The 25,904-nt window shown below is 32.1% G+C and carries 19 protein-coding genes; 9 read left to right on the top strand and 10 right to left on the bottom strand.

What is annotated here, in order from left to right; all coding sequences use genetic code 11:
* Positions 1-108 precede the first annotated feature (108 nt).
* The 5 genes from bamA to HSX10_RS04925 all read right to left on the bottom strand — a co-directional run bounded on the left by bamA (position 109) and on the right by HSX10_RS04925 (position 5,732).
* Positions 109-2,676, bottom strand: coding sequence for an outer membrane protein assembly factor BamA (gene bamA, locus HSX10_RS04945; RefSeq protein ID WP_173587101.1), 2,568 nt, complete (start codon positions 2,674-2,676; stop codon positions 109-111).
* Positions 2,648-3,388 (bottom strand): undecaprenyl pyrophosphate synthase, encoded by a 741-nt coding sequence (gene uppS, locus HSX10_RS04940; RefSeq protein WP_173587398.1) that lies wholly within the window; start codon positions 3,386-3,388, stop codon positions 2,648-2,650. Before uppS ends, bamA begins: the two co-directional genes overlap by 29 nt.
* Position 3,389: 1 nt before the next feature.
* Positions 3,390-4,082, bottom strand: coding sequence for a type IX secretion system protein PorG (porG, locus tag HSX10_RS04935; RefSeq protein ID WP_173587100.1), 693 nt, complete (start codon positions 4,080-4,082; stop codon positions 3,390-3,392).
* Positions 4,083-4,194: 112 nt separating this feature from the next.
* Entirely contained in the window at positions 4,195-5,073 is an 879-nt protein-coding gene (locus tag HSX10_RS04930; protein WP_173587397.1) for an NAD kinase, read from the bottom strand.
* Between the two features lie 2 nt (positions 5,074-5,075).
* A complete protein-coding gene (locus tag HSX10_RS04925; protein WP_173587099.1) occupies positions 5,076-5,732 on the bottom strand; it encodes a CBS domain-containing protein in 657 nt (218 codons plus the stop codon).
* 232 nt (positions 5,733-5,964) lie between these two features.
* On the opposite strand from HSX10_RS04925, the gene HSX10_RS04920 reads away from it, so the two are divergent.
* The 6 genes from HSX10_RS04920 to clpX all read left to right on the top strand — a co-directional run bounded on the left by HSX10_RS04920 (position 5,965) and on the right by clpX (position 11,383).
* Entirely contained in the window at positions 5,965-6,681 is a 717-nt protein-coding gene (locus HSX10_RS04920) for a pyridoxine 5'-phosphate synthase (protein ID WP_173587098.1), read from the top strand.
* Positions 6,682-6,708: 27 nt separating this feature from the next.
* Entirely contained in the window at positions 6,709-7,473 is a 765-nt protein-coding gene (locus tag HSX10_RS04915) for an alpha/beta fold hydrolase (RefSeq protein WP_173587097.1), read from the top strand.
* Positions 7,474-7,493: 20 nt separating this feature from the next.
* Positions 7,494-7,841 (top strand): phage holin family protein, encoded by a 348-nt coding sequence (locus tag HSX10_RS04910; protein WP_173587096.1) that lies wholly within the window; start codon positions 7,494-7,496, stop codon positions 7,839-7,841.
* Between the two features lie 80 nt (positions 7,842-7,921).
* Positions 7,922-9,244: a trigger factor gene (tig, locus tag HSX10_RS04905; protein ID WP_173587095.1), complete on the top strand. Its 1,323-nt coding sequence runs from the start codon at positions 7,922-7,924 to the stop codon at positions 9,242-9,244.
* 161 nt (positions 9,245-9,405) lie between these two features.
* The gene (locus HSX10_RS04900; protein ID WP_173587094.1) at positions 9,406-10,080 is read left to right on the top strand and encodes an ATP-dependent Clp protease proteolytic subunit; all 675 of its coding nucleotides are present in this window, start codon (positions 9,406-9,408) and stop codon (positions 10,078-10,080) included.
* Positions 10,081-10,153: 73 nt separating this feature from the next.
* Complete coding sequence (clpX, locus tag HSX10_RS04895) at positions 10,154-11,383, top strand: ATP-dependent Clp protease ATP-binding subunit ClpX (protein ID WP_173587093.1); 1,230 nt, start codon at positions 10,154-10,156, stop codon at positions 11,381-11,383.
* 113 nt (positions 11,384-11,496) lie between these two features.
* Here the strand turns inward: clpX and HSX10_RS04890 are convergent, their stop codons facing one another.
* Positions 11,497-13,014 (bottom strand): GH3 auxin-responsive promoter family protein, encoded by a 1,518-nt coding sequence (locus HSX10_RS04890; RefSeq protein ID WP_173587092.1) that lies wholly within the window; start codon positions 13,012-13,014, stop codon positions 11,497-11,499.
* 52 nt (positions 13,015-13,066) lie between these two features.
* Between HSX10_RS04890 and HSX10_RS04885 the strand changes: the two genes are divergently transcribed.
* Positions 13,067-13,858 carry a DUF2797 domain-containing protein gene (locus HSX10_RS04885; RefSeq protein ID WP_173587396.1) on the top strand — a complete coding sequence of 264 codons (792 nt, stop codon included), beginning with the start codon at positions 13,067-13,069 and terminating at the stop codon, positions 13,856-13,858.
* A gap of 46 nt (positions 13,859-13,904) precedes the next feature.
* On the opposite strand, the gene HSX10_RS04880 is transcribed toward HSX10_RS04885, so the two are convergent.
* Positions 13,905-14,639, bottom strand: coding sequence for a LytR/AlgR family response regulator transcription factor (locus tag HSX10_RS04880; protein WP_173587091.1), 735 nt, complete (start codon positions 14,637-14,639; stop codon positions 13,905-13,907).
* Between the two features lie 2 nt (positions 14,640-14,641).
* Positions 14,642-16,813: a tetratricopeptide repeat-containing sensor histidine kinase gene (locus tag HSX10_RS18870; RefSeq protein ID WP_173587090.1), complete on the bottom strand. Its 2,172-nt coding sequence runs from the start codon at positions 16,811-16,813 to the stop codon at positions 14,642-14,644.
* A 211-nt stretch (positions 16,814-17,024) separates the two neighbouring features.
* Between HSX10_RS18870 and HSX10_RS04870 the strand changes: the two genes are divergently transcribed.
* Positions 17,025-18,056: an SIMPL domain-containing protein gene (locus tag HSX10_RS04870; RefSeq protein ID WP_173587089.1), complete on the top strand. Its 1,032-nt coding sequence runs from the start codon at positions 17,025-17,027 to the stop codon at positions 18,054-18,056.
* Positions 18,057-18,061: 5 nt separating this feature from the next.
* Entirely contained in the window at positions 18,062-19,228 is a 1,167-nt protein-coding gene (locus HSX10_RS04865) for a vWA domain-containing protein (protein ID WP_173587088.1), read from the top strand.
* Positions 19,229-19,301: 73 nt separating this feature from the next.
* On the opposite strand, the gene HSX10_RS04860 is transcribed toward HSX10_RS04865, so the two are convergent.
* Both HSX10_RS04860 and HSX10_RS18810 read right to left on the bottom strand, forming a co-directional pair.
* The gene (locus HSX10_RS04860; RefSeq protein ID WP_173587087.1) at positions 19,302-20,315 is read right to left on the bottom strand and encodes a PorP/SprF family type IX secretion system membrane protein; all 1,014 of its coding nucleotides are present in this window, start codon (positions 20,313-20,315) and stop codon (positions 19,302-19,304) included.
* Between the two features lie 6 nt (positions 20,316-20,321).
* The gene (locus HSX10_RS18810; protein WP_302476785.1) at positions 20,322-25,775 is read right to left on the bottom strand and encodes an FIDD domain-containing protein; all 5,454 of its coding nucleotides are present in this window, start codon (positions 25,773-25,775) and stop codon (positions 20,322-20,324) included.
* Between the last annotated feature and the right edge of the window lie 129 nt (positions 25,776-25,904).

Genomic DNA, 25,904 nt, shown 5'->3' with positions numbered 1-25,904 from the left:
ACTATTCATTTAGTATTACTAATCTTCAAATTTAACGAAATATATTCTTAAAAATTTTAACAATGTGATGAAATACTTATTTTAATATTAGAAAATATCGTGCCAAACTTAAAATTGTTGCCCGATGATGAAGTGAGTTTCCCAGTTTTTAACCTCTGTACCATAAGGTGAATCATCAAATGCATGACCAAAGTCTATACCTAATAAACCAAATGCTGGCATAAAGATTCTAAGACCAAAACCTGCTGATCTCTGAAGTTTGAAAGGATCAAAATCCTTAAAGTCATTTACAGATGAACCAGCTTCTAAGAATGATAATGCATATATTTTAGCTTGAGCACCTAAAGTAATTGGGTAACGCAACTCTAAAGAAAATTTATTATATATTGATCCACCATCACTATCTGAAAGTGATTGATTAGGATATCCACGAAGTTGAATAACCTCTCTACCATCTAAAGAATAATTGGCTAAACCATCACCTCCAACAAAGAATCGCTCAAAAGGAATAACACCTCTATCGCTATTATAAGCGCCAAGGAATCCAAATTCCATACTTGGTCGTAAAACAAGTTTTTTAGTTAAGGCTTGATACCAATCTGCTTTAAATTTAATTTTATAAAATTCTAACCATTTAAAACGTTCTTGATCTATCTCTGCAACACGATCATTATCTCCCGCGTCTAATGCATCTTCTCTTTCATCTGCTAACTCACCGTAATCTACACCGTTAACTAAAGAATAAGGGAAAGAAAATTTAGCTGACACAGAAAAGCTAGATCCACCTGTTGGATAAACAGGGTCTACTCTAAGATCATTTCTGCTTAAACCTATTGTATAAGATAAATTATTTGAGCTTCCGTTTCCAAAAGTAAATAAACCTGTAGAATAATTTTGAAGATCGTAATGTTGGTAACTTATTGCCTGAGATAACACAAAATAATCATCTGGTTCTGCTAATCTTGTTGATAGACCAAAAGTTAATCCTAATATGTTAAAGCTTTTATCATTATCGGCACTTCCTGTTGATGAATCATATAAAAACTGCTTAGAATATGATAATGATGATGATAATTGATAAGGTTTTTTACCTCCAAACCATGGCTCACTAAATGAAAAACTATACGTTTGATAATATTCACTTGCCTGAAGTCTTAATGCTAAACTTTGACCATCACCTCTAGGAACGGGCTTGTAAGCATCTTTTTTAAATAAATCTTTAATAGAAAAGTTATTGAATGATAACCCTAAAGTACCAATGAAGCCTCCTCCACCGTAACCACCTTGTAGTTGTATTTGACTAGAACCTTGTTCTACAACAGAATATTGTACATCTAAAGTACCATCAACTGGATTTGGATTTTTAATATCTGGCACTATTTGTTGTGCATCAAAAAAGCCTAATTGTCCAAGCTCTCTAATGGTTCTAATAATATCAGATTTTCTATAAAGTTCACCTGGACGTGTTCTTAATTCTCTATATATAACATGATCATTTGTAACATCATTACCAACAACAGAAATATTATTGTAATAAGCTGGTTTACCTTCAGATATACGGATCTCCATATCTATTACATTTCCTTCTGCACTAACCTCAACAGGGTTAATTGTAGAGAACATATAACCAAAGTTTTGATAAGCATTGGTAATATCATTTGCATCAGGGTTTTCCTGATTAGCGATACGCTCTCTTAACTCTACACCATTATAGGTATCTCCTTCTTTTATTCCTAATAAGTTAGATAACTGCTCATCTGAATAAATTGTATTACCTACAAAAGAAATTTTACCAAAAGTATATTGGTCTCCTTCTTCAACTTTAATATCTAAACTGATTGTTTTTTTATCTAAATAAGAAATAGAATCCGAGATAATTCTTGCATCTCTATATCCATTCTCTTTATAATAATCTACAACACTTACTAAATCTGCTCTAAAATCATCTTCAATATATTTAGAACGTTTTAATACTCTTATAAACTTTTTCTGCTTCGTACTTTTCATTGCTTTACGAAGCTTTTTGTCTGTTATCTTTTCGTTTCCATCAAAATCAATTGACTTAATTTTTACTTTTTCTCCCTTATCAATAACAAGACGCATATCTACACGCTCTTTTTCAACAGAATCAATGACTTCAGAAGTAGTGATTTTTACATCAGTATTTAAAAATCCTTTTTTTCTATACTTATTAGTTAGATAATTTTTAGTCGTTGCAACAAGGTTTTCTGTAACTTTCTGACCAGGTTTTAATTTATTCTCGTCAATAATTTCGTCTTTTTTACCTTTCTTAACACCTTCTATTGTTAATTCTTTAAGCTCTGGTAAATCACTAAGATTAATTTCTAAGTCTGCAGTATTACCATTTATATTAGTGATATAGATATCTATACTACTAAATAAATTAGACTTCCATAATGTTTTTACAGCATTAGCAATTTTTTCACCCCCTACCTGAATTTCTTCATTCTTTCTAAGTTTAGAATAGGCAATAATAGTTTGTGCACTAAAGTTAGTGTTTCCTGTAACTGCAATTTCATTTATTAAATAAGTTTCGCCGTCTTCTACTTGAGCGTAACTATTAATTGAAATTGTAAAAAGTAATGCAATAAAAATTCGCTGAATAAATAATCTCAACGTTGCATAATTAGGTAAGTTGTTCGCTTGTTTTTCCAAATCTTCGTTCTCTGTTTTGATAATTTATGATTGCCTCGTATAGATTTTCTTTTTTAAAATCTGGCCATAAAATATCTGTAAAATATAGTTCTGCATAGGCTATTTGCCATAGCAAAAAGTTACTAATACGTTGCTCTCCACTTGTGCGTATAAGCAGGTCTACGTCTGGTAAATTTTGCGTGTAAAGATGCTTATTAATAATTGATTCGTCAATACTTTCAGTAGAAATTATATTATTTTTAACTTTAGCTGATAATTCTTTAACAACATTAACGATTTCTTCACGCGATCCGTAACTCAACGCCAAAGTTAATGTCATATTTGTATTATTCTTCGTTTTATCTATAACATCTAAAAGTTCTAAGTGTGCTTTTTTTGGCAAATCATTTAAGCAACCTATTGCATTCAGTTTAATCTTATTTTCCTGTAGTGTCTTTATTTCTTTCTTAAGAGATTTAACTAAAAGTTTCATCAATGTTTGAACTTCTAATTTGGGCCTATTCCAATTTTCTGTAGAAAATGCATAAAGCGTGAGATTTTTAATTCCTAATTCTGCACTAGCTTCTACAGTTTCTCTTACTGATTTCGTTCCGTTTTCATGACCTATAACACGTAACAAACCTTGTTGTTTAGCCCAACGACCGTTACCATCCATTATAATAGCTATATGGCTGGGTAATTTTTCTATATTTATTTGTTCTTTTAAACTCATTTTAAAAATTGCAATAGCAAGGTCTTCTACCAAAGGTGTATGTTAGTGTTATTCCTGTAAACATATACCAATCGTTATTATTTGTATTTCCAAAATTCACATACTCTCCTATGTCTTCAGAATCTGCTACACTACCATCTAATTCATCTGTAAAAGCATAACGCGCCCCTATCTCAGCAGCCAAAATAATCTGATTACTAATATTTGTTTTATAGCCAATTGCCATAGGTATTCCTAAAGCCCAACTAGATGTACCTTCTGAAGTATATTCTCCTACTGGTGAAAAATAATAATTATCGTACCCTGTAAGCGTAAGTCCTGAATATAAATATGGTGTTCCTTTAACTCCTGACGTGTGAAGATCGAAATCTAAAAACGTAAATTCCATTCCTGCCGAAAGTTCAACAATATTGGAATTAAATTCATAATCTCGTTGTTGTCTTCTAGGATCATCGGATTTTGCATCCACACCATTTAGTTCTGAAAAAATAACGGAAACTCTAAATGAATGCCTTGCACTTCTATTCCATCTTGCAAGCACACCAAAAGCAAGTTGATTTGGAGATATATAATCGGTCGCACCAACGTCTCCTATAAAATTACTTCCACCAGCAAACACACCAATTTCGTAAATTTGGGCATCAACATTTTCAGTGATAAAAACGCATAATATTAACAGAAATAAATACTTCATAAAATTTTCAAAGTTTGCAAATATAGCAATTATGATTTGCGTACAGTAATTTGGCGCAAATTGTCTTACAAATAAACAGTTTTTAGAAATAATTATTGTGTTACTAAATAGTTTAGTTTCGACGATCTTCTCCCCAAAGTAATTTTTTTCGAAGTGTTGCTAAGAAAGATTCATCTAACAACTCTACCATTTTTATAACAAAATCTGCTTTTTTCACGGTTACTATTGTAGAGTTAGAAAGGGTAACGATCCTTGAGTCTAATGACATTAAAAACTGATCTTCTCTACCATTAACCTTTAATCTCACCGTTTTACTATCTGGAATAACCAATGGACGCGCACTTAAATTATGAGGTGCTATTGTTGTTAATACAAAATTCTTAGCATTAGGTGCTATTACTGGTCCACCACAACTTAAAGAATACCCTGTAGAACCTGTTGGTGTAGATAAAATAAGTCCATCTGCCCAATAGGTTGTTAGAAACTCATCATCGAGATGCGTTTCTATAGTAATCATTGAGGTTGTATTTTTTCTACTTATAGCAATCTCATTTAGCGCAAAATGTGTATTAACCACATCCTCATGCTCGGGGTCTGTAGACACACTAAGCAATGCACGCTCTGAGATTTTGTATTCGCCATTAAAAATTTCCGTTAAGGCTGGTTCAATATCATCTATTTGAATTGTCGCTAAGAAACCTAATCGTCCAGTATTTATACCAACAACAGGAATATTTAAATCTCTAACATAAGTAATAGCTCTTAAAATAGTACCATCACCACCAACACTAATCAATAAATTAAAACTTGTATCTAAAGTATGAAACGTCTTTATCTTAGTATTATCCTTTACATGATTAAATTGTATTTCTAAAAACGCTTCTTCAACATAAACCTCAGCATCTTTTTCTAATAAGACCTCTATCAGTTTCTCTACTGCTTGTTGAGTGATTTCTTTTAAATAATTCTGACCGTAAACTGCGACTTTTATCATTACATATTAAGGTATTTGTCTAAATACTTAGAACGCGATTTTAAGCTTTCGACATAAGAATCATCTTCATGACCAGAAATAATATTATAACTATAGCGCCTAAATGTCTGAATAACTTCATTTAAACTTCCATTTCCTATTTTTAAAGTAATTCTTGCTAAATTTCCTTCAATTTTAGAAACAAAAGCACCTAAAATTTTAGCGTCATTAGATTCTACAATCTGACTAATTTCACTAAAAGAATAATCATTAACTCCTTTTTCTACCATAATAATTCCACCTGGTTCAGAAAAAAAAGGAGTTTCATTAAATAAATGTATAACATCATTTAATTCATAATAACCAAGATACTTGTTATTATGATCTAGTATGGGCATTATGTTAGTATCGTTTTGCGCAAAAGCTTCTAGAACATCTAACCAAATTGTGGCAGGCCTCACAAAAAAACCTTCTACTGCATAATGGCAATCTTCAATAATTTTTTCGGCCTCAAAACAATGTGCGTCAGTTTCAGAAACACACCCCATATATACACCGTCCTTTTCTATAGGAATATGAGAGTAAGTTAACTGATTAAAGAGCATTTTTATATCGCTTACTTTATCAGTTACATCGAGTGGTTTTATATCGTTAATTATATAATCTTGAAGTTCCATTAAAACGGTATTAAATATGGTGCAAATTAACGAAAAATAACCACAAAACACCTTTACATGTCACCAGAACTCTGCTCCTTTTTCTTTTAATTTAAAAAAAAACAAAATAAACTAGATGCATTCATCTTTTTAATATTTCACGGTGTAACTATTAAACAATAGTGAAACTTTTTAGTTTACAATTAAAAGTAAAGCTGAGTTCTGTATTTTTGTAGTTCAAATTCAAAATAGTATGACTAAGTTAAGTGTTAATATAAATAAAATCGCAACGCTAAGAAATAGTCGAGGTGGCGATGTACCAAATTTAATACAGTTTGCAAAAGATGTTCAAAATTTTGGTGCTGAAGGTATAACTATTCACCCAAGACCAGATGAAAGACACATTCGTTATCAGGATGCGTACGATTTAACATCTGCCGTTCACACAGAGTATAATATAGAAGGAAACCCTATTCCTAAGTTTGTAGATATGGTTTTAAAAATAAAACCAACACAAGTTACTTTAGTTCCTGATTCTATTGATGCCATTACGTCTAATGCTGGTTGGGACACTATTAAACATAAAGATTTTTTGGCTGAAGTAATTAAGGAGTTTAAAGCCAATGGAATTAGAACATCCATATTTGTAGATCCAGATTTACACCAAATAGAAGGAGCAAAAGAAACAGGTACTGATCGTATAGAACTTTACACAGAAGCCTTTGCTCACCAATATGGTTTAGGAAATAAAGAAGCGATTAATCCTTATATGAAATGTGCCGGATTAGCAAACACACTTCAACTAGGCATTAATGCAGGTCACGATTTATCTTTGGATAACATTAAATTCTTTAAAGAAAATATTACTGGACTATTAGAAGTATCTATTGGACACGCCTTAATTACTGAAAGTTTATACATGGGAGTAGAAAATGTGATTAACATGTATCTTGAAAAATTAAAAGATTAATTACCCAAGAACAAAAAAGAAAATAGCATGACATTACATTCTAATATAATAGGAGAAGGAAAACCATTTATAATTCTTCACGGATTTTTAGGAATGGGAGATAATTGGAAAACTTTAGCAAGACAATTTTCGGAGTCAAACTTTGAAGTACACCTTGTAGATCAAAGAAATCATGGTCGCAGTTTTCACTCTGATGATTTTGATTATGAATTATTAGCTGAAGACCTAAAAGCATATTGCCAAACCAACAACTTAGAAGACATCGTTTTGTTAGGCCATTCTATGGGAGGAAAAACAGCAATGCTTTTTGCTGCTAAATATCCTGAATTGGTAAATAAACTAATCGTCGCAGATATTTCACCTCGTTATTACCCCGTTCATCACGATGCTATTTTAGAAGGTTTAAGTCAACTAGATTTTTCTGAAATAAAAACAAGAGGAGCTGCAGATAAAGCTTTAAGCAACTATGTTACCGATACAGGAACACGAATGTTTCTACTTAAAAATTTATACTGGGTAGAGAAAGGACAATTGGGATTACGCATTAATTTAAAATCTTTAAAAGAGAATGTTTCTGAAGTTGGAGAAGCACTCCCAGTACACGCAACCTTTAATAAAGACACTTTATTTCTTAGAGGTGATCGTTCAGAATATATCGCTCAAGCTGATGAAGCTGTAATTCATCGTCATTTTCCCAATGCTAAAATTATAACCATTTCAAATGCTGGGCATTGGTTACATGCAGAAAACCCAAAAGATTTTTACGCAGCTGTTATGAATTTTGTATCTTAGAAATATTAAAACGTAAAATTATGAATTTATTAATTAGACTTTTACTTAATGCTTTGGCCGTTTTTATTTTAGCAAACATTCTTAGCGGCGTTACTGTAGACGGATATGTTGGTGCTATAATTGTAGCATTAGTACTTTCAATACTTAATTTATTAATAAAACCAATACTAGTAATATTAACATTACCAGCAACGATTTTTACGCTAGGTCTTTTTCTTCTAGTCATAAATGCACTAATCATATTACTAGCAGACAAACTGATTGACGGATTTGGTGTTTCTAGCTTCTGGACCGCTTTATTATTTAGCGTATTACTATCTATTTTGCAATCTTTATTTCAATCCTTATTAAAAGATGATAAAAAGTAGCTTAAGGTCAAACATTTAAAACTATTGTTGGGTTGTAAAAAATATTGTATTTTTGCAGCCCAATTTTAGTTTCAATAAAAATGAACATTACAAGAGAAAACATCGATGCATTAAATGCAGTTGTAAAAGTGGATATCGCTAAAGAAGATTATAGCGATAAAGTAGAGAAAATCTTATTAGATTACCGTAAATCTGCTAACATTCCTGGCTTTAGAAAAGGTCACGTACCAATGGGAATGGTAAAAAAACAATATGGTAAAGCTGTATTGGTAGATGAAGTAAATAAATTATTACAAGATGCTCTTGGTAAATATTTAGTTGAAGAAAAACTAGATGTTTTAGGTAATCCTTTACCAAAAGCACAAGATGATTTAAATTGGGATGCTGAAGCATTTACATTTGAATTTGAATTAGGTTTAGCACCAAAATTCGAAGTAGAATTAAAAGGTAAAAAAGCAATTACACATTATAATATTGTGGCTGATGACAAAATGATCGATGATCAGGTTGAAAACATCCAAAAACAATATGGTAAAATCATTTCTCAAAACGAAATTACTGAAGCTTCTGAAATTACAGGAACTTTTGCTAACGAAGAAGAAGGAATCGATAACACTACAATGATCACTTTAGATAAACTAAAAGGAAAAACAAATTCTAAGAAATTTATCGGAGCTAAAGTTGGAGACGTTATTACATTAAAAACAAAAGGGTTATTTAACGATGATCACGATTTAATGAATTTCTTAAAAGTACCTCATGATGATGCTCATGGTTTAGAAATCGAAGTAACTTTTACTGTTACTGAAATTAACGAACGTGAAGCTGCAAATTTAGATCAAGAATTATTTGATAAATTATTTGGAGAAGGAAAAGTAACTTCTGTATCTGAATTAAAAGATAAAATTAAAGAAGATTCTGAAAAGCAATTTGCACAACAAGGAGACCAAAAGTTATTAAATGACGTTACTGAGAGTTTAGTTGAAAATACTAAATTCGATTTACCTACTACATTCTTACAAAAATGGATGCAAACAGCAGGTGAAGAACCAATGACTGAAGAGCAAGCTAAAGAAGAATTTGAAAAGTCTGAAAAAAGCATGCGTTACCAACTTATTGAAGGTAAATTAGTTCAAGAACACAAATTACAAGTTCAGTTTGAAGAATTAAAATCATTTTCTATGGAAATGATAAAAGGTCAAATGGCACAATTTGGTCAAATGAATCCTTCAGATAAAGAATTAGAAGACATCGCTGCACGTATCTTAGGAAACCAAGAAGAAGTAAAACGTATGTCTGAACAGTTATTAAGTCAGAAATTATTAAACTTATATAAAACTGAAGCTAACACGAAGACTAAAGAAATCACTTACGATGATTTCGTAAAAGAATTCTATAGTTAAGCAGTCTTTAAAATTATTAGTATCTTTAAGGCGTAAAATGTAAAAATTTTACGCTTTTTTTTGGAATTCATTTTCCATTAGAAAACAAATACAAATGATCTATTAAGCTCTTTTAAAATGCTTTAATAGACACAACATTAATTAAAAGAATTAAAAGCTATATGGATTACGGAAAAGAATTTGAAAAGTTCGCCACTAAAGATCAAGGCATCAATGGTAATTATTATCAAAAAATAATTACAAGCATGAATCCTACTAATTTAACGCCAAACATTATTGAAGAGCGTCAAATGAATGCGGTTTCAATGGATGTGTTTTCACGTTTAATGATGGATCGTATTATCTTTTTAGGAACAGGTGTAAATGATCAAGTTGCAAATATTATACAAGCACAATTATTATTTTTACAAAGTGTAGATGCCGTAAAGGATATTCAAATCTATATTAACTCTCCAGGAGGAAGTGTTTATGCTGGTTTAGGTATTTACGATACTATGCAGTTTGTTAAGCCAGATGTGGCTACAATTTGTACAGGTATTGCTGCATCAATGGCAGCTGTATTATTATGTGCAGGACAAAAAGGAAAGCGTTCTGCTTTAAAACACTCTCGTGTAATGATTCACCAAGTGAGTAGTGGTACACAAGGACAATTAAGTGATATGCAAATTGCCTTAAAGGAAACTATTAGAGTGAAAGAAGAATTGTACGAAATAATAGCAAACCATTCTGGTAACACTTTAGAACAAGTAGAGAAAGATTCTGATAGAGATTATTGGATGCGCTCACCTGAAGCTTTAAAGTACGGAATGATTGATGAAATTTTAGAACGCAAGTAAGTCACATTACTTTCGACTAACAATTTAAAAGTAAAATGAGATTTCTGCTTTGCAGGAATTAAAAAAAATTAAAATGGCAAAGGAAGAACTAGAATGTTCATTTTGTGGTAGGAAAAAGCCAGAAACAAGCTTATTAATAGCAGGTTTAGACGCACATATATGTGATCGCTGTATTGAACAAGCTCACGGTATTGTAATTGAAGAATCTAAACAATCTGATGATTCAGATTTAAGTGCAGAATTGATACTTAAAAAACCTAAAGAAATCAAAGGCTTTTTAGACGAATATATCATCGGACAAGACAACACTAAGCGTGTAATGTCAGTTGCTGTATACAATCACTATAAGCGTTTATTACAACCACAATCTGATGATGACATAGAGATACAAAAAAGTAATATCATCATGGTTGGGCAAACAGGTACTGGTAAAACATTAATGGCAAAAACAATTGCTAAGATGTTAAATGTACCTTTAGCAATCGTTGATGCTACTGTATTAACAGAAGCTGGTTATGTTGGTGAAGATGTAGAAAGTATATTAACACGCTTACTACAAGCTGCAGATTACGATCTAGAAAAAGCACAACGAGGTATTGTTTTTATTGATGAAATTGATAAAATTGCACGTAAGAGTGATAACCCTTCAATAACTAGAGATGTCTCTGGTGAAGGTGTACAACAAGCTTTATTAAAACTTTTAGAGGGTACTGTTGTTAATGTTCCACCAAAAGGAGGACGTAAACATCCAGATCAAAAATTTATTGAAGTAGATACTGAAAACATCTTATTTATTGCTGGTGGTGCTTTTGATGGTATTGAACGTGTCATTACTAAGCGAATGAACATGCAAGCCATAGGTTATAGCGCAATGAAAACAGATGATATTGACAAGGATAATATCCTTAAATATATCTCGCCAAGAGATTTAAAAAACTTTGGATTGATTCCTGAAATCATAGGACGTTTACCGGTATTAACTTACATGGATCCATTAGATGCAAAAACACTAAGAGCTATTTTAACACAACCCAAAAATGCCATTATTAAACAATATAAAAAGTTGTTTGAGATGGATGATGTTGAGTTTACCATTACAGATGATGCCTTAGATTATATTGTAGATAAAGCTATTGAATATAAACTTGGTGCCCGTGGTTTAAGATCGCTTTGTGAAGAGATTTTAACTGAAGCTATGTTTCACTTACCAAGTTCAGATGAAACTAAACTAAACGTTACTAAAGCTTATGTTGAAGATCGTTTAAATAAATCGACACTTAAAACGTTGAAAGCAGTTTCATAAACTTTATTAAACGTCATAAAAAAAGCCACAATTTCAATATTGAAAATTGTGGCTTTTTATTTTTAGCTTATCATGAAACTAAATATTAAATCATGCTTTTTAAGAGTACATTTTTAAAGGTTATTAATACGTAATAATTCTTCAACATAAACCCTAGAATTAGATAAACGCGGCACCTTATGCTGACCTCCTAATTTATTATTTTCTTTTAACCAATCATAAAACAAATTGGTTCTTGCACTGTGCATTTTTGGTTTATTAAGCGTCATATTATTTAAACGCTTAGCTTCGTAATCTGAATTTAAAGACTTCAATGCATCATCAAAAAGTTCTTCAAAATGAGGCATATTTTCAGGTGGTGTCTTAAATTCAACAATCCACTCATGCGCTCCTTTTTCTTTACCGTCCATAAAAATTGGTGCTGCAGTATAATCTACGATTTCAGATGAAGTCTGTTTACAAACATCTCTAAACGCATCTTCAGCATTTTCAATAATTAATTCTTCACCAAAAGCATTAATGTGATGTTTCGTTCTACCAGAAACTCTAATTCTATGAGGGCTTAAACTTACAAACCGAATTGTATCTCCAATTTTATAGCGCCACAAACCAGCATTAGTTGTAATTACAACAGCATAATTTGTATTAAGCTTAACATCACTTAGTGGAATTACTTTTTGAGCTTCGGTTCCATACGCATCCATGGGAATAAACTCATAGAAAATACCATAATCTAGCATCAATAATAGATCACTCGAATTATTCTGATCTTGAATTGCAAAAAAGCCTTCTGAAGCATTATAAGTTTCGTAATACCTAAATTTATCTGATGGTAAAATTGCTTTATATTGCTCTACGTAGGGGTTAAAACTCACACCTCCGTGAAAATAAACTTCTAGGTTTGGCCAAATATCAAGAATATTGTCTTTTCCTGTTTTCTCTAAAACATTATTTAATAACACTAACATCCAAGAAGGCACACCTGCCAAACTCGTTACATTTTCTTCTATAGTTTCTTCAACAATAGCCTGCATTTTAGTTTCCCAATCACTCATTAGAGAAACACGATTACTCGGTGTGCTACTAAATTCTGCCCAAAAAGGCATATTATCAATAAGGATTGCGCTTAAATCTCCAAATACAGTTCCGTTTTCTTTATAAAGTTCTTTACTTCCTCCTAAACGCAAACTCTTCCCCGTAAACAATTGTGAATCTTCATTATTGCTTAAATACATACACAACAAATCTTTACTTGCTGCATAATGACAATCCTCTAAAGATTCAAAACTTACAGGAATAAATTTACTTTGGGCATTAGTCGTTCCGCTAGATTTAGCAAACCATTTTATCGGTCTAGGCCAAAAAATATTCTGCTCGCCATTTCGTGAACGTTCAATTAAAGGATGAAAACCTTCATAATCAACTACAGGAATTCGTTCATTAAATTCTCTATAGCTCTTAATAGAATCAAAATCATATTGCTTGCCAACCTCAGTATCTTTGGAAAGTTTTAATAAACTAAAAAGTAATTCATTCTGTACTTCGTTTGGGTATTTTAAAAACAATTCAATTTGATGAAATCGTTTTTTCAAAAACCAAGACGCAATAGAATTTACAATAGGAATTGGCATGGATTAGCTATCTTTACACTATTAATTAATGATAAAAATACTAAATTCTTTTATGGTTTACTCAGGAGTTCTCACAAAAATGCAAACTGAATTTTTAGAGCCAATTCAATACTATCTTGTCTTTAAAAATGACTTTATCAATGTGAATCAATTACTGAACAAAACCATTGATATTAAACTGATTGGACACCAATGTTTAAGCTGTGGATTAGACAAACCTATTTACAGACAGGGATTTTGTAAAAGCTGTTTTTTTGACAAACCATTTGCTGGTGATTGGATAATGCGCCCCGAATTGAGCACTGCACATTTAGATCAGGAAGATCGTGATTTAGAATATGAAAAAAGAGTACAACTACAACCTCATATTGTGTATTTAGCGAACTCTAGTAACGTAAAAGTGGGAGTCACCAGAAAGAGCCAAGTACCAACACGTTGGATTGATCAAGGTGCTCATGAAGCTGTTGAGATTGTAGAGGTTCCTAACCGTTATTTAGCTGGAATTACTGAGGTCGCTTTAAAAGACCATGTTGGAGACAAGACAAATTGGAGAACCATGTTAAAAAACGAGATTAAAGATGAAGATTTACTTGAATGGAAACAAAAATTAAAAGCTTTTATTCCCGAAGAAGCTTTACCTTATTTTATTGAAGATAATGCAGAAACGCATATTATGTTTCCTGTAGAGAAATATCCTGAAAAACTAAAAAGTCTTAACCTAAGTAAAACTCCCGAATACTCAGGGAAATTAGTAGGCATCAAAGGTCAATATCTAATTTTTGAAGATAACACCGTATTTAACGTACGCTCTAATGAAGGAATGGTTGTAGAATTAAGCCTATAAACACACCTTGTAAATTTATAAAGATCCCTTTTTTAAAAGGGATTCTTTATTTAAAATAAGATAGTAAATCTGCTTTTTTTGAAGCAGAAACCATAATTTCTTTTCCGTTACTTAACACAACGCTTCCGCCTTTACCTTTTACGTATTTTACAATTTCATTGACGTTTACCAAATAACTTTTATGTACTCTAGCAAAGTTGGCATCCTTAAGACTTTCTTCAATATACTTTAAAGTTTTACTAACCAATTTCTTCTTATTGTTATTTAAATAAATCTCGGTGTAGTTATCATCTGCTTTACAATACATAATATCTGCAGTTTCAATAACCTCAAAACCATCTTGCTGCGGTAGTGTTATTTTTCCACTCACAGCATTTGTTTTTGGTACTAAAACTTGATCTTGAAGCGCATCTTCTTTCGTTCTAATTTCAGTAACATAATCTACGGCCTTAATCAATTCATCTATAGAAATTGGCTTCATTAAATAATAAGAAGCGTGTGCATTTAGAGCTTCAATTGCATAATGATTATAAGCGGTAACAAATATGGTTTCAAAATTAACATCTCCAACTTTATCTAATAAATCAAAAGCATTTCCATAAGGCATTTCTACGTCTAAAAACACGACGTCTAAATCATGATTTCTAATTAAAACTAAAGCTTCTTCAACATTAGACGCCTCACCTAAAATGGAAATATTTGGGCAATATTTAGTCAAATAATTTCTTAAAATAAGTCGGCTCTGTGCTTCGTCTTCTACAATTATGGCATTCAATTTCATACTTAATCCTTTTTTAATGTTACAACCACTTTTGTTCCGGCATCTTCTAATTCTTGAAAATCACCAATCGTTACATCTACTTTATCCTTATACATTTCATTAAGAATAGCAACACGTTTTTTAATGTTGTTCATTCCTTTTGAGTTTTGCTTTTTTTGATGCTCTGTTTTTAAAGCTTTAGATCGCAAACGACCAATACCGTCATCTGCAATAGTTATAGTTATTTCGTCTTTAGATTTTGGCAGAATTTGAATCTTTAGATGTCCTTTTTCTGTTTTGTAACGTAAGCCATGCCATACTGCATTTTCAATATAAGGCTGCAATAACATTGGTGGAATCTGAAATTCGTCTACATTAATTGCTTCATCTATCTCTATGGCATAATCAAATTTATCTTGAAACCTAAAGTGCTCTAGTTTAGTATATAAATTAAGTAATTCAATTTCTTTTTTTAGAGGTATAAAATCTTCTTCACTATTTTCTAAAACGGCACGCATTAATTGAGAGAAATCTGTTAAATATTTATTAGCTGTACGTTCATCATTAGTAGCAATAAACGTGTTTACAGAGTTTAAAGCGTTAAAAATAAAATGCGGATTCATTTGACTTCGCAACGATTTTAAAGCCAATAAATTATTTGCTAAACGTTGCTGTTTTATGTATTTAAACATTAAATAACCAGTAATTAAAAGCAAGATTAAACCGCCGATTAATGAGTAAATAATGAGTTCTTGACGTTTATTTCGTTCTTGAGTTAATTCATATTTACTTTTAGATAAAGCCCGATCACTTTCTAAAGTTGTTATTCTATTTTGCTGATCAGCAATGTTTCTGCTAAAACGAGCGGCTTGAGAAATTTCTTGTATTTTTTTTGCATATAATTCGTCAACAACATTTTTATATTCATTGTTATAAGCAATTGTTTTTTCAGTATTTCCTAATTTAGCATTGACCTCAGAGAGTTTACGCGTTGCATCTAATTTCACTTCTAAATCTCCTCTTTCACCTGCCACTTCTCTACTCTTCTCTAGATACGGAATAGCGTTTGTAAAATCATTACTGAGTAAATAAGCATTACCAATTTTATAATTTTGCTTTTGAGAGGTAATCGGACTTTCGTTACTAATTATTGAATCGACTTCAATATCTTTAATACCTTCAATAGCTTCTTTTCTGAGTACAATTTCACTCTCGTAATCAGCATTTATACTATTAAACTCTGCAACTTTTACCTGTTCTTCAACCGCTCGTTTTTTGTTTTCGCTTTTTGCTAAACTTAACGAATTTGAAAAATAGCTTTTAGCTTTACTTGTTTGACCTTTCTTACTATAAACTTCTGCTATTTTAGAATTTAAATCTGTAATTTTTGGAGCTATTAAATGTTTTTGAGCCACCTTTAATCCGTCTTGGTAAGCTGTAATGGCTTTTTCAAAATTTTCTGTTTTTAAATTAGCGTCACCAATGCCTTCAAACCAAATTGTTTTCTCATAATTCGTTAAGCTCTTTTCATCTATTTGCTGATAAGATGAAAGGCTCGTTTTAAAATCTCCATTGTTAAGGTAAGCTTTTGCTAATTTAAGTTTTGCAGAAGCTTTTTCAGTATTCTGAAGACTCACTTTATAGGCAGATATAGCCAAATCATATTGTTTCCAATAAACATAAACATCACCTAATAATTCATGTGCTTCCGCATTTTGATTGGTATTTATATTGACATCTAGGGCATCACCTATAAATTTTATACTTTTCTCTGCATCTTTTTTAAGATAGACATCGGCAGAATCTATCATTTTATTAAATCGTGTAAAATCACTTTTGCTTCTACTGCTAAACTTAGATTGTGTTGAATCTATAACTTCTATCGTGATGCGTTCATTAGATTTTACAGTATAATAAATAGTTTCAAAATCGGGATGTTTAATAATTAATTCATCACCAATTTTTGCTTTAATATCAAAAGAGCCGTTAAAATCAGTAGTAACATAACGCCCACCATTAACTAATACTTCTACATTTTTATAAGGATCTCTTGTCTCTTTTTCATACACAGAACCTCTAATTGTAAACGAAGCGTTATTATCTTCAGCATGCTCTAATTCTCGATTCTGCCCAAAAGCTAAAAACCCAATTAGAAAAAATAGGATTGTTATATAATATGTTTTTATAATTCTCACTTAATTATTTATTAGTCGGACTAAGCTACATACTTTATTTGGTTTCAAAAAATGAGTACTCCGTAATTAGTTGCCTTTTACGTGTAAAATAACCGCTTCTACTAAATTTATAAAGCTTCTCACTCATTGAGAACACTACTTTACTCATTCTGACTTTTACACTCTCTATTTTAGACTGAGCTTTACACTATAAATCAAAAAACAAATCCTCATGAAAAAAAGTAATTCAACCCTTCTTCTATTATTATTTAGCATCACGATCCTTTTAGCTCAGCACAAAGGGAATTATAGCGAAATTACTCAAGATATCTCGAGACAGAATATATTAACCTCCGGGAATGCTCAAATCTACAACCCTACAGTTCAAAAACAAATACACCAAAATTTACAACCAAGTAATGTTTTAACAATTGATGTAAAAGCACTTCAAAATGTAAGTGCAACAACATATACGGCCATTTTTAATATCTCTCAAATTGGACCAACAGCCGAGAAAACAAACCAGTTACTAAAAAAACGAATAGATAGTATTAAACAGCGATTAAAGACCAAAGGCATCACGGAAAACAATATTGCCATTGATGTTATTTCATTTGTTCCAATTTATGAGGTTGAAGTGACTAAGAAACTATTCAGTAAAACCTATACAGAAGTCCCTAAAGGATTTGAATTACAACAAAACATTCATATTCAATTTACAAAAACCAATCAATTTGAAGCCATCTTAGAAGCTTGTGCAAAAAGTGAGATTTATAATTTGGTTAAAGTGGATTATTATATTGAAAACATTCAAGAAATCTATAAAAATTTACAAGATCAATTATTGAAACTTATTGAAGAAAAAAAAGCCTATTACAAAGTTTTAGGTTTTGACATGCCAACTTACGATGTAGCTATTGCAGACGATAAATATTGTTATTTCCCTAAAGACTTCTACAAAAGTTACCAAGCTTATAATAGTATTTCTATTGAAGCTTTAGATAAAAACAAAGGTGTTACAACAGCCAAAAAGCAAACCTCATATTATTACCAGCCCTTAACCTATGAAAATTATGATGTGGTTATCAATCCTTCAATTTTAGAACCCGTTGTTCAAATTGGTATGAATATAAAATTACACTTTACACCAAAACCTAAAGAAAAAAAAGAAGCTCCTATTGTAGAAACAAAAATAGATCATAAATACTATGTAATATCTCCAAATGGAACCATTGATGTTAAAGAATTAAATACAAAAAATTAAAACTTATGAAAACACCTTTTAGAACCTTAATATTTGCATTCAGCTTAATATCACTTACTGCTTGCAATGCAAATTCAAAAAACAAACCTCAAGATTTAGCCATCACAGAAACGGTAATTAAAACAATATCGAAAGCTGATAATCCTGAAATTAAAGTAGCATTACTTTTAGATACCAGCAACAGTATGGATGGTTTAATTGACCAAGCAAAAGCACAACTCTGGAAAATAGTTAATGAACTCTCTTATGCTAAATGTGAAGATAAAAGTCCTAATCTTAAAATTGCTCTTTACGAATATGGAAATGATAATCTCAATGCTGATGAAGGTTACTTAAGACAAGTTCTTTCCTTTAGTGATGATTTAGATGAAATTTCGAAATCGCTATTTTCATTAACAACTAATGGCGGTAATGAATACTGTGGCAAGGTTATTAAAACGGCTTTAAACCAATTAGATTGGGGAAATAACACAGAAGACTTAAAACTTATATTTATTGCAGGAAACGAGCCTTACTCACAAGGTGATGTTAGTTATAAAGACGCTTCAAAATTAGCACACAAAAATGACGTAACCGTAAACACTATTTTCTGTGGTGATTATAATCAAGGTATAGCAACAAAATGGAAAGACGGAGCCGATTTAACACACGGAAATTATATGGCAATTAATCATAATGAAGCTACCGTTCATATTGCTTCACCATACGATGACAAAATATTAGAACTCAATAAAAAATTAAACACCACCTATATTGCTTATGGATCTGCTGGCAGAAGAAAAATAGAAATGCAAGCCGAACAAGATGCTAATGCCATGAGTTATAATAAAGCTAATGCAGTAAGTAGAACAGTAAGTAAAAGCTCTAGATTATATAAAAACAGTTCTTGGGATTTGGTTGATGCTGAACAGGAATCTGATTTTTCTTATGATGATTTAGAAGAAAGTGAATTACCTGAAGAATTAAAAGGAATGCCTAAAGCTGAAATTAAAGCTTATGTTGAAAAGAAAAGTGAAGTTCGTAAAAGCTTACAAGATGAAATAGCAACCTTAAATTTAAAACGACGTGAATATGTAGCGAAACAAGACAAAGACAATTCTAGCAGTTTAGAATCAGTAATGCTTAAAGCCTTAAAAACACAAGCAGAAAATAAAAATTACAAATGGGAATAATCATCTATTAAGACAAAACAAAAGAGGCTCAATTTTCATTGAGCCTCTTTTGTTAATTTTAGTTATTACTATCCTAGTTTAAAGCAGGACAATTACACTCATATTTCTCTCTTCTACAGTTAAAGTTAAATCCTAATGTTAATTGGTGAAAACCACCTGTATTAAAATTCACTGTATTTGCTTGGTAAGAGTACGTATATGCAAAAACAAAATTGTTATAATCTACCCCTATAAATGGAGTGATATATTGTGCTTTTTCGCTATCAATACCAGATCCACTTTGAAATTCAGCAGCATCGAAACTACGTCTATAAGATAATCCACCCCAAATTTTACCAAAATCCATTTCTCTATATACTTTAGCATTAAAATCTATTGAAGATTCTTCAGTTGCATCTCTATACATATACATAAGTGAAGGTTCAATACTCCAGTCACTACCATATCTGCTAAATGTATAACCAGTAGATGCTAAATAAGTTCTTAAATTATCATATTCAAAACCGTCAAGTCCATTCCAATTAATACCTTCATTATTTAGAATATTTTTAGCCGTAAAGTGTGCATAAAAATCTACGAACTGGTAAGAAAAGCCAAAATCAACATTAAAATTTGTAGCACTTTGTTCAATACCAGCAACAGCTTGATCAAATTCGCCTGGAGCTAACCAACTTGTTTCATCTAATTTGTATTGTATAAAACCTGCACTTAAACCAAAAGATAACATATTTAAGTCAATCTCATTTCTAGAAAACATCAAATGATATGCAAACGTAGCATAACCACCAACTGTAGAATGATATCCATTAGAGTCATTAAAAATAACCCCTCCAACAGCAACAGGAGAATCACCTATTCTTCCATTAATACTTAATGTTTGTAAACTAGGTGCATCATCTACTCCAAACCACTGCTGTCTTGCCGTCATTCTTACTTTAGCACAGTTTGCAACACCCGCCATAGATGGATGAATTAAATAGTAATTATCTGTTAAATAATCAGAATAAATAGGAATACCTTCTTGTGCAAAGCTAAAATTTGCTAAAAATGCTATAAATGCAACTAAACAATACTTTTTTAATTTCATAATTTTTTATCGTTTCAATGTAAAATGAGCTTTAAATTCTTTGCGTTCTCCTGTGCTTGGCTCATCGTATTCTACTGTAAACCAGTAACCATCTGTTGCCATCGCTTTACCATTATACGTTCCGTCCCATCCATCACCATCTGGACTTAGTTGTTGTAATAACTTACCGTATCGGTCAAATATATAAATTTTTGCATTACTACCAACACCTTCAATGTTCCAAGTTTCATGATTTCCATCTCCATTGGGGGTGAAATACAATGGATAATCTAGTACAAACTTAGATGATGATCTCAATCCACATCCGTTTCTGTCTCTTGCAGTGATCTCATGATCTCCTGATGATACATTGCTAAAGATTCCTGAATCTTGCCATGGACCGCCATCTAAACTGAACTCATAGACTCCGATTCCTACTGCTGTCGCCTTTAAAACGTGATTATCGGCAAAAGCTTGTGTTAAGAGATCTATGGTTATACTTGGTGGCTCACTTTCTATAACTTCTGTGCTATCACTGATAACGCAATTAGTCTCACTTGATGTACTGATATCGGTAACAGCAACGCTATAGGTTCCTTCTTCTAATGGAACTATACTTGATCCTGTTTCGCCTACCATTTCTACAGCATTAAAATACCATACAAAACTGTAATCTACTGCTGACAAATAAGTATCTATAACCAAAAGCTCTAATACTTCTGTGTCATTAGTGTTTATACAAAGAATATAACGATCATCTAAATCTAGATCTGGTAATGGATTAACTTCTAGGGTTAATTCTGCTACAGCATAACATATAGAAGTGTCGTTACCTGTAGTTGCATCTGGAGTATCATTATCGACTCTTGCATAAATCACTTGTGGATTTACAGTGTTTTCATACAACGTTGGTAATGGATTCTCTTTTAAATCCGCATCTTCTTGAGTCCCATAATAGGTTACAATATAATTTAAAGGATCCTGAAGGTCTAAAATATCTTCATCCATCGTGGTTAAATCGAATTGAGCACTACCATTGGTGTAATCCCCATCAATTTCATCATCACATATTTCATATAATATTGGGTTCATATCTGGATTAGCTTGTGCCGCCTCATCAACTTCAATATAAAAACTCTGTGTACTTATTGAACAACCTGTTACGTTATTTGTGATTGTAACAAAGATTTCTTGTGGATTACTTGTATTATTATAAGGACTTACTAAGCCACTTACTCCTGCTTCTGCATCAGCTAAACTTTCGTGATAACTTACTATGAATTGTGTTGCGTCTTGACCGCCTAGTACTTCTTCATCTTTTGTTGTTAAATCAAAACTATCAACCCCATCAGTAAACAATTCACATTGTACAATATCTGTAACAGGAACTACTGCTGGTAAAGGATGCACTACAATAGTAAAGTCTACTAACGAATAACACCCTGTACTGTTTCTTGTTATTCTTACATAGATTTCTTGTTCTGGCGTATCTATATTAGTGTATTGTGTTGGATCTGGTATTGCATTAGAGTCAGTATTCGCATCTTCCTGAGTTTCATAATAACTTGCCGTTACACCTGCTTCTCCGTTTAGAATTAAAACTTCATTTCCTGTTAGATCAAAAACCTCTACACCATCTCCTGTATTTACATCATCACATAACTCGATGTTTGGAATATCTTCACTTGGTGTTGGCGTTGGATTTGGCAATACACGTATGGTCAATGTTACATAATCTACACAACCTGTATTTGTATCTGTAACTACAGCATAAAGCGTTTGTGGATTCGCATCTAATCCATCTACAGATGTATTAGTATACTGCGTTGGATCTGGTATCGCATTGATTTGAGACTGTGCATCGGCATTAGTTTCATAATACGCTACAGACAAACTTCCGTTACCTCCTGTAATTTCATCATCTTTAACGGTTAAATCAAAAACCGTAAACTCATCACCTGGTGTTTCTCCTAAGTCATCACATAAACTTAACTGTGTCGGCTGGATTGCAACAGGTAAAGGATTAACGATTAATTCTAAATTTGTTATTTTGTAACATCCTCCAGCACTTGTATGATATTCGACTCTTATCCAAATAATTTGATTAAAAGGAACATTATTAGTGTAAACTGAAGGGTTGGGTATTGCATTTGTTCCTGATTCAGCGTCAGATTCATTCTCGTAATAACTTAGAATATATTGCGTCTCATCTTGACCGTTTAATACTTCTGAAGATTTACTTGTAAGGTCAAAACTAATATAACCATCAAAGGAATTAATATCTTCACAAAATTCTAATGCTGTTGGAGCTGTTAATTGTGGTGTTTCCTCTACTATTAATTCTACCACAACAATCGTTGCACAAGCTGTTGTTATCGTTGAACTTTCTACACGTGCATATAGTATTTGAGCATCTTGAACAATATTTTCGTAATCTATAGATGTATCTATAGCATTTACTCCAGTATCTGCATTGGTTTGTGTTTCGTGATAAGTAACATCTAATCCTGAAGCACCTCCGGTAATTTCAGCATCTAAATTACTAAGCATAAATATCCCATATCCATCGTTATCTGGATCACAATAAACAAAAGGTTGTGGCGTATAGGCTGCAGGAGCCTGTTGCACAACTAATTCTAACCTTGTAGTCACAGAACATCCTGTAATGTTATCTTCTACCCGTGCAAAAATAAATTGTCCGTTACTTGTATTTGTATACAGCGTTGGTAATGGATTAGTACCTAATTCTGCTTCTGAAATTAACTCATGATAAGTAATTGTATAATCTGGATTACCACCTGTAATTTCTGAATTCTTCAAAGTTAAATCCATCTCCGTAAGACCATCTGGTGTACCATCGTCACAAACTTCTAATGCTGATGGATCAGTTATCACCGGTAATGAATTTACAATTAAATCAAAAGATGTCGTTGCATAACAACTTGAATATAATGGGTCTTCTACACGAGCATAAATCGTTTGTGTATTTGGTGAACTTGTATTTTCATAATTCGTTGGTAAGACTCCAACATTATTTTCTGCATCATCTTGACTTGCATGAAAACTAACATTATAAACAGAAGCATCTTGTCCGCCCAAGATTGTTGTTTCTTGGTTACTTAAGTTAAAAGTTGCAATACCATCTCCACTGAGATCATCACACATTTCTAAATCTATTGGAGCTGTTGCTAATGCTCTTGTATTAACGACTAAATTAAATAAAGGTGTTGCTGTTGAATTGTAACAATCCGAATCTCCAATACTAGTTACTCTTACATAAATAGGTTGTGAATTAACCGTATTAGCATATGTTAGCGGTAAAGCGTTGCTTCCTAAATCAGCATCTTCTGCTGTTAAATAATAAGTGACTTCAAAATCGGCCGCAGCTTGTGATCCTAAAATTGTAGCTGTTTGATCGCTTAAGTCAAAAGTTGCTAAACCATCATTAGAATCATCATCGCATGTCTCTAAATCTAATACTGAATTGATATCTGGAGCCAAAGCAGCAGATAATTCAAATGAAGTCGTTACAGCACATGTTTGAGACATATCTGCTAATCTCACCCATATAGTTTGAGGACTTGATACATTGGTATAAAGACTTGGTAATGGATCTATATTATCAATAGCATCTTCTTCGGTAAGATGATAACTAACCGTATAATCTGTAGAACTAAAATCTCCCAAAGCAGCACTATCATTTGCAGACAAATCAAACTCTTCAGTTCCAGAGGCACTACAAATTGCTATATCTGGAACAGCATTGACTGTAGGATTATCCCTAAACTCAACTAAAATAGGATCCGAAGCTCCAACGCAAACACTAGCATCAAACTCAGCATAATAAATTCCTGGTTCTGTAACAGTAAGTGTTGTAGATGATTCACCAGGTATTAAAACATCATCTTTATACCAAATATGAGTTACCTCTTCTGGAAGACCTGTATCTAAAATAACTTCTTCCCCATCACATAACGCATTACCTGATGCTATCGTAATATCTTCCCCTAAACTACCTCCTAAATCAAAACTTCCTGCCTTAATAAAAACTCCTGAATCATATGAACTATCTCTATCGTCTGCAATCACTAATTTAATCGTATATACTTCATTTGGAATCACATCTGCGTGAGCTAAAAAAGGTACTGTCCTTCCATCAAAAGCAATAGGCGCTCCATTTGAGGGGGTATATACATCAAAATATTCTTCATTAACTCCTCCACAATCTTGACCATTATCAGGATGAATATTGGTCACTAAAATAGGGTCTGTAGTATCAGGTATAACTGCTAAATTAGATACATTACCCGATGAATCTGTTAATATAAAAGCAAAAGCATCTGAGTAACTACATTCAAATGACCCCATATCGTATTCTTCAGAAGCCATTAAAAATTCAAAACTTATTTCATTTCCTAGAGGTATGAATGTAAATTGAATATAAGTAGCATCATTAGAATCCACCCCTAATAAGTCATCTAAGTCATCATCACCATCCCAAGAACCATCACTTAAAGTTACATTATTAGGACCACCAGCCCTACTAGCATCACCACTAGTTAACAATAAACCTTCTTCAAAGAAATCATCATCCCCATTACTAAAAAAATAACCTATACCATTTGGGTCATCAGGATCAAGTGTCGACCCTGTTGAGTACTCGATATCAGAAACAGAAGCACACGGACTGTCTATTAAAACATCTTCAATCAATTCTTCTACAGTAAACATATCTTGGTCTACCACAAGATTAGGCCCTAAAACAAAAACCGTAATTGTATCAGTATCTGAACAACCTTGGGGATTAGTATCCGTTGCAGTAAGAGTTACTATATAAGTTCCTGGACTTGTAAATGTATTTGTTACATCTGCTCCAGTAGCTATATTTCCATCATCAAAATCCCAACTATAAGTAGCTCCTGTATCATCTAAAGAAAATGTAGCACTTCCTGAGAAATCTACTGTATCACCCGGAAGTATCCCAATAACCCCTGTTGCACTAGGAGCTGGAGTTGTGCTATCAATTGAAGCAACAATATCTTGACATGCTGTTGCACATAAAATCTCTGCAACCCAACCATCAGCAGTCCCAGAATCATCTGAAATAAACTCAACAGTTAAACAACCAGATGTATTAGAACTCGATGCACTAACCTCAAATGGATTAGTAGCCGGAATATAAACTACACCTGAGTAACTTCCTAATAAAGGTGCAGAAGTATCATCTCCATCATAAATATTCATTACATCTTCTGCTCTTGTCCAAAAATATGTAAAATTAAGAATCGTAAACTGATCTGCATTTTCTGGGCAAATTGTAGTTATAAAATTCTCACCATTACCGTAACCAGTATACTGTGTTCCTGAGTCATAAAACATATTTGGCTCACAGCGCAGAAAAACTCCATCTTCCATGGATACGTCTTGAGAAAAACTAAAATAAGAAATAAATAAAGTTAAGAATAGTAATGTTTTTTTCATAAAATTCTGATTAATTATCGCTGGTATTGCCCAATGAGTTGAAATAATAACAAAAAAGCAACTTAAATTTGACACGAAATTTAAACAAATAATATTAGACACATAGAATTTAATAGATATAAAACATAA

The organism is Winogradskyella undariae (genome assembly GCF_013285155.1).
Taxonomy (GTDB): Bacteria; Bacteroidota; Bacteroidia; order Flavobacteriales; family Flavobacteriaceae; genus Winogradskyella; species Winogradskyella undariae.
The sequence above is the reverse complement of the archived record's forward strand: the minus strand, read 5'-3'. Positions and strand labels throughout refer to the sequence as shown.

What these genes read in the sequence shown, in the direction of transcription:
- HSX10_RS04885 (WP_173587396.1), top strand. Translation starts at nt 13,067, where the DNA reads ATGGTTTACTCAGGAGTTCTCACAAAAATGCAAACTGAATTTTTAGAG.
- HSX10_RS04870 (WP_173587089.1), top strand. Translation starts at nt 17,025, where the DNA reads ATGAAAAAAAGTAATTCAACCCTTCTTCTATTATTATTTAGCATCACG.
- HSX10_RS04915 (WP_173587097.1), top strand. Translation starts at nt 6,709, where the DNA reads ATGACATTACATTCTAATATAATAGGAGAAGGAAAACCATTTATAATT.
- HSX10_RS04890 (WP_173587092.1), bottom strand. Translation starts at nt 13,014, where the DNA reads ATGCCAATTCCTATTGTAAATTCTATTGCGTCTTGGTTTTTGAAAAAA.
- tig (WP_173587095.1), top strand. Translation starts at nt 7,922, where the DNA reads ATGAACATTACAAGAGAAAACATCGATGCATTAAATGCAGTTGTAAAA.
- HSX10_RS04860 (WP_173587087.1), bottom strand. Translation starts at nt 20,315, where the DNA reads ATGAAATTAAAAAAGTATTGTTTAGTTGCATTTATAGCATTTTTAGCA.
- HSX10_RS18810 (WP_302476785.1), bottom strand. Translation starts at nt 25,775, where the DNA reads ATGAAAAAAACATTACTATTCTTAACTTTATTTATTTCTTATTTTAGT.
- HSX10_RS04880 (WP_173587091.1), bottom strand. Translation starts at nt 14,639, where the DNA reads ATGAAATTGAATGCCATAATTGTAGAAGACGAAGCACAGAGCCGACTT.
- HSX10_RS04910 (WP_173587096.1), top strand. Translation starts at nt 7,494, where the DNA reads ATGAATTTATTAATTAGACTTTTACTTAATGCTTTGGCCGTTTTTATT.
- clpX (WP_173587093.1), top strand. Translation starts at nt 10,154, where the DNA reads ATGGCAAAGGAAGAACTAGAATGTTCATTTTGTGGTAGGAAAAAGCCA.
- HSX10_RS04920 (WP_173587098.1), top strand. Translation starts at nt 5,965, where the DNA reads ATGACTAAGTTAAGTGTTAATATAAATAAAATCGCAACGCTAAGAAAT.
- HSX10_RS04900 (WP_173587094.1), top strand. Translation starts at nt 9,406, where the DNA reads ATGGATTACGGAAAAGAATTTGAAAAGTTCGCCACTAAAGATCAAGGC.
- uppS (WP_173587398.1), bottom strand. Translation starts at nt 3,388, where the DNA reads ATGAGTTTAAAAGAACAAATAAATATAGAAAAATTACCCAGCCATATA.
- HSX10_RS04925 (WP_173587099.1), bottom strand. Translation starts at nt 5,732, where the DNA reads ATGGAACTTCAAGATTATATAATTAACGATATAAAACCACTCGATGTA.
- porG (WP_173587100.1), bottom strand. Translation starts at nt 4,082, where the DNA reads ATGAAGTATTTATTTCTGTTAATATTATGCGTTTTTATCACTGAAAAT.
- HSX10_RS04865 (WP_173587088.1), top strand. Translation starts at nt 18,062, where the DNA reads ATGAAAACACCTTTTAGAACCTTAATATTTGCATTCAGCTTAATATCA.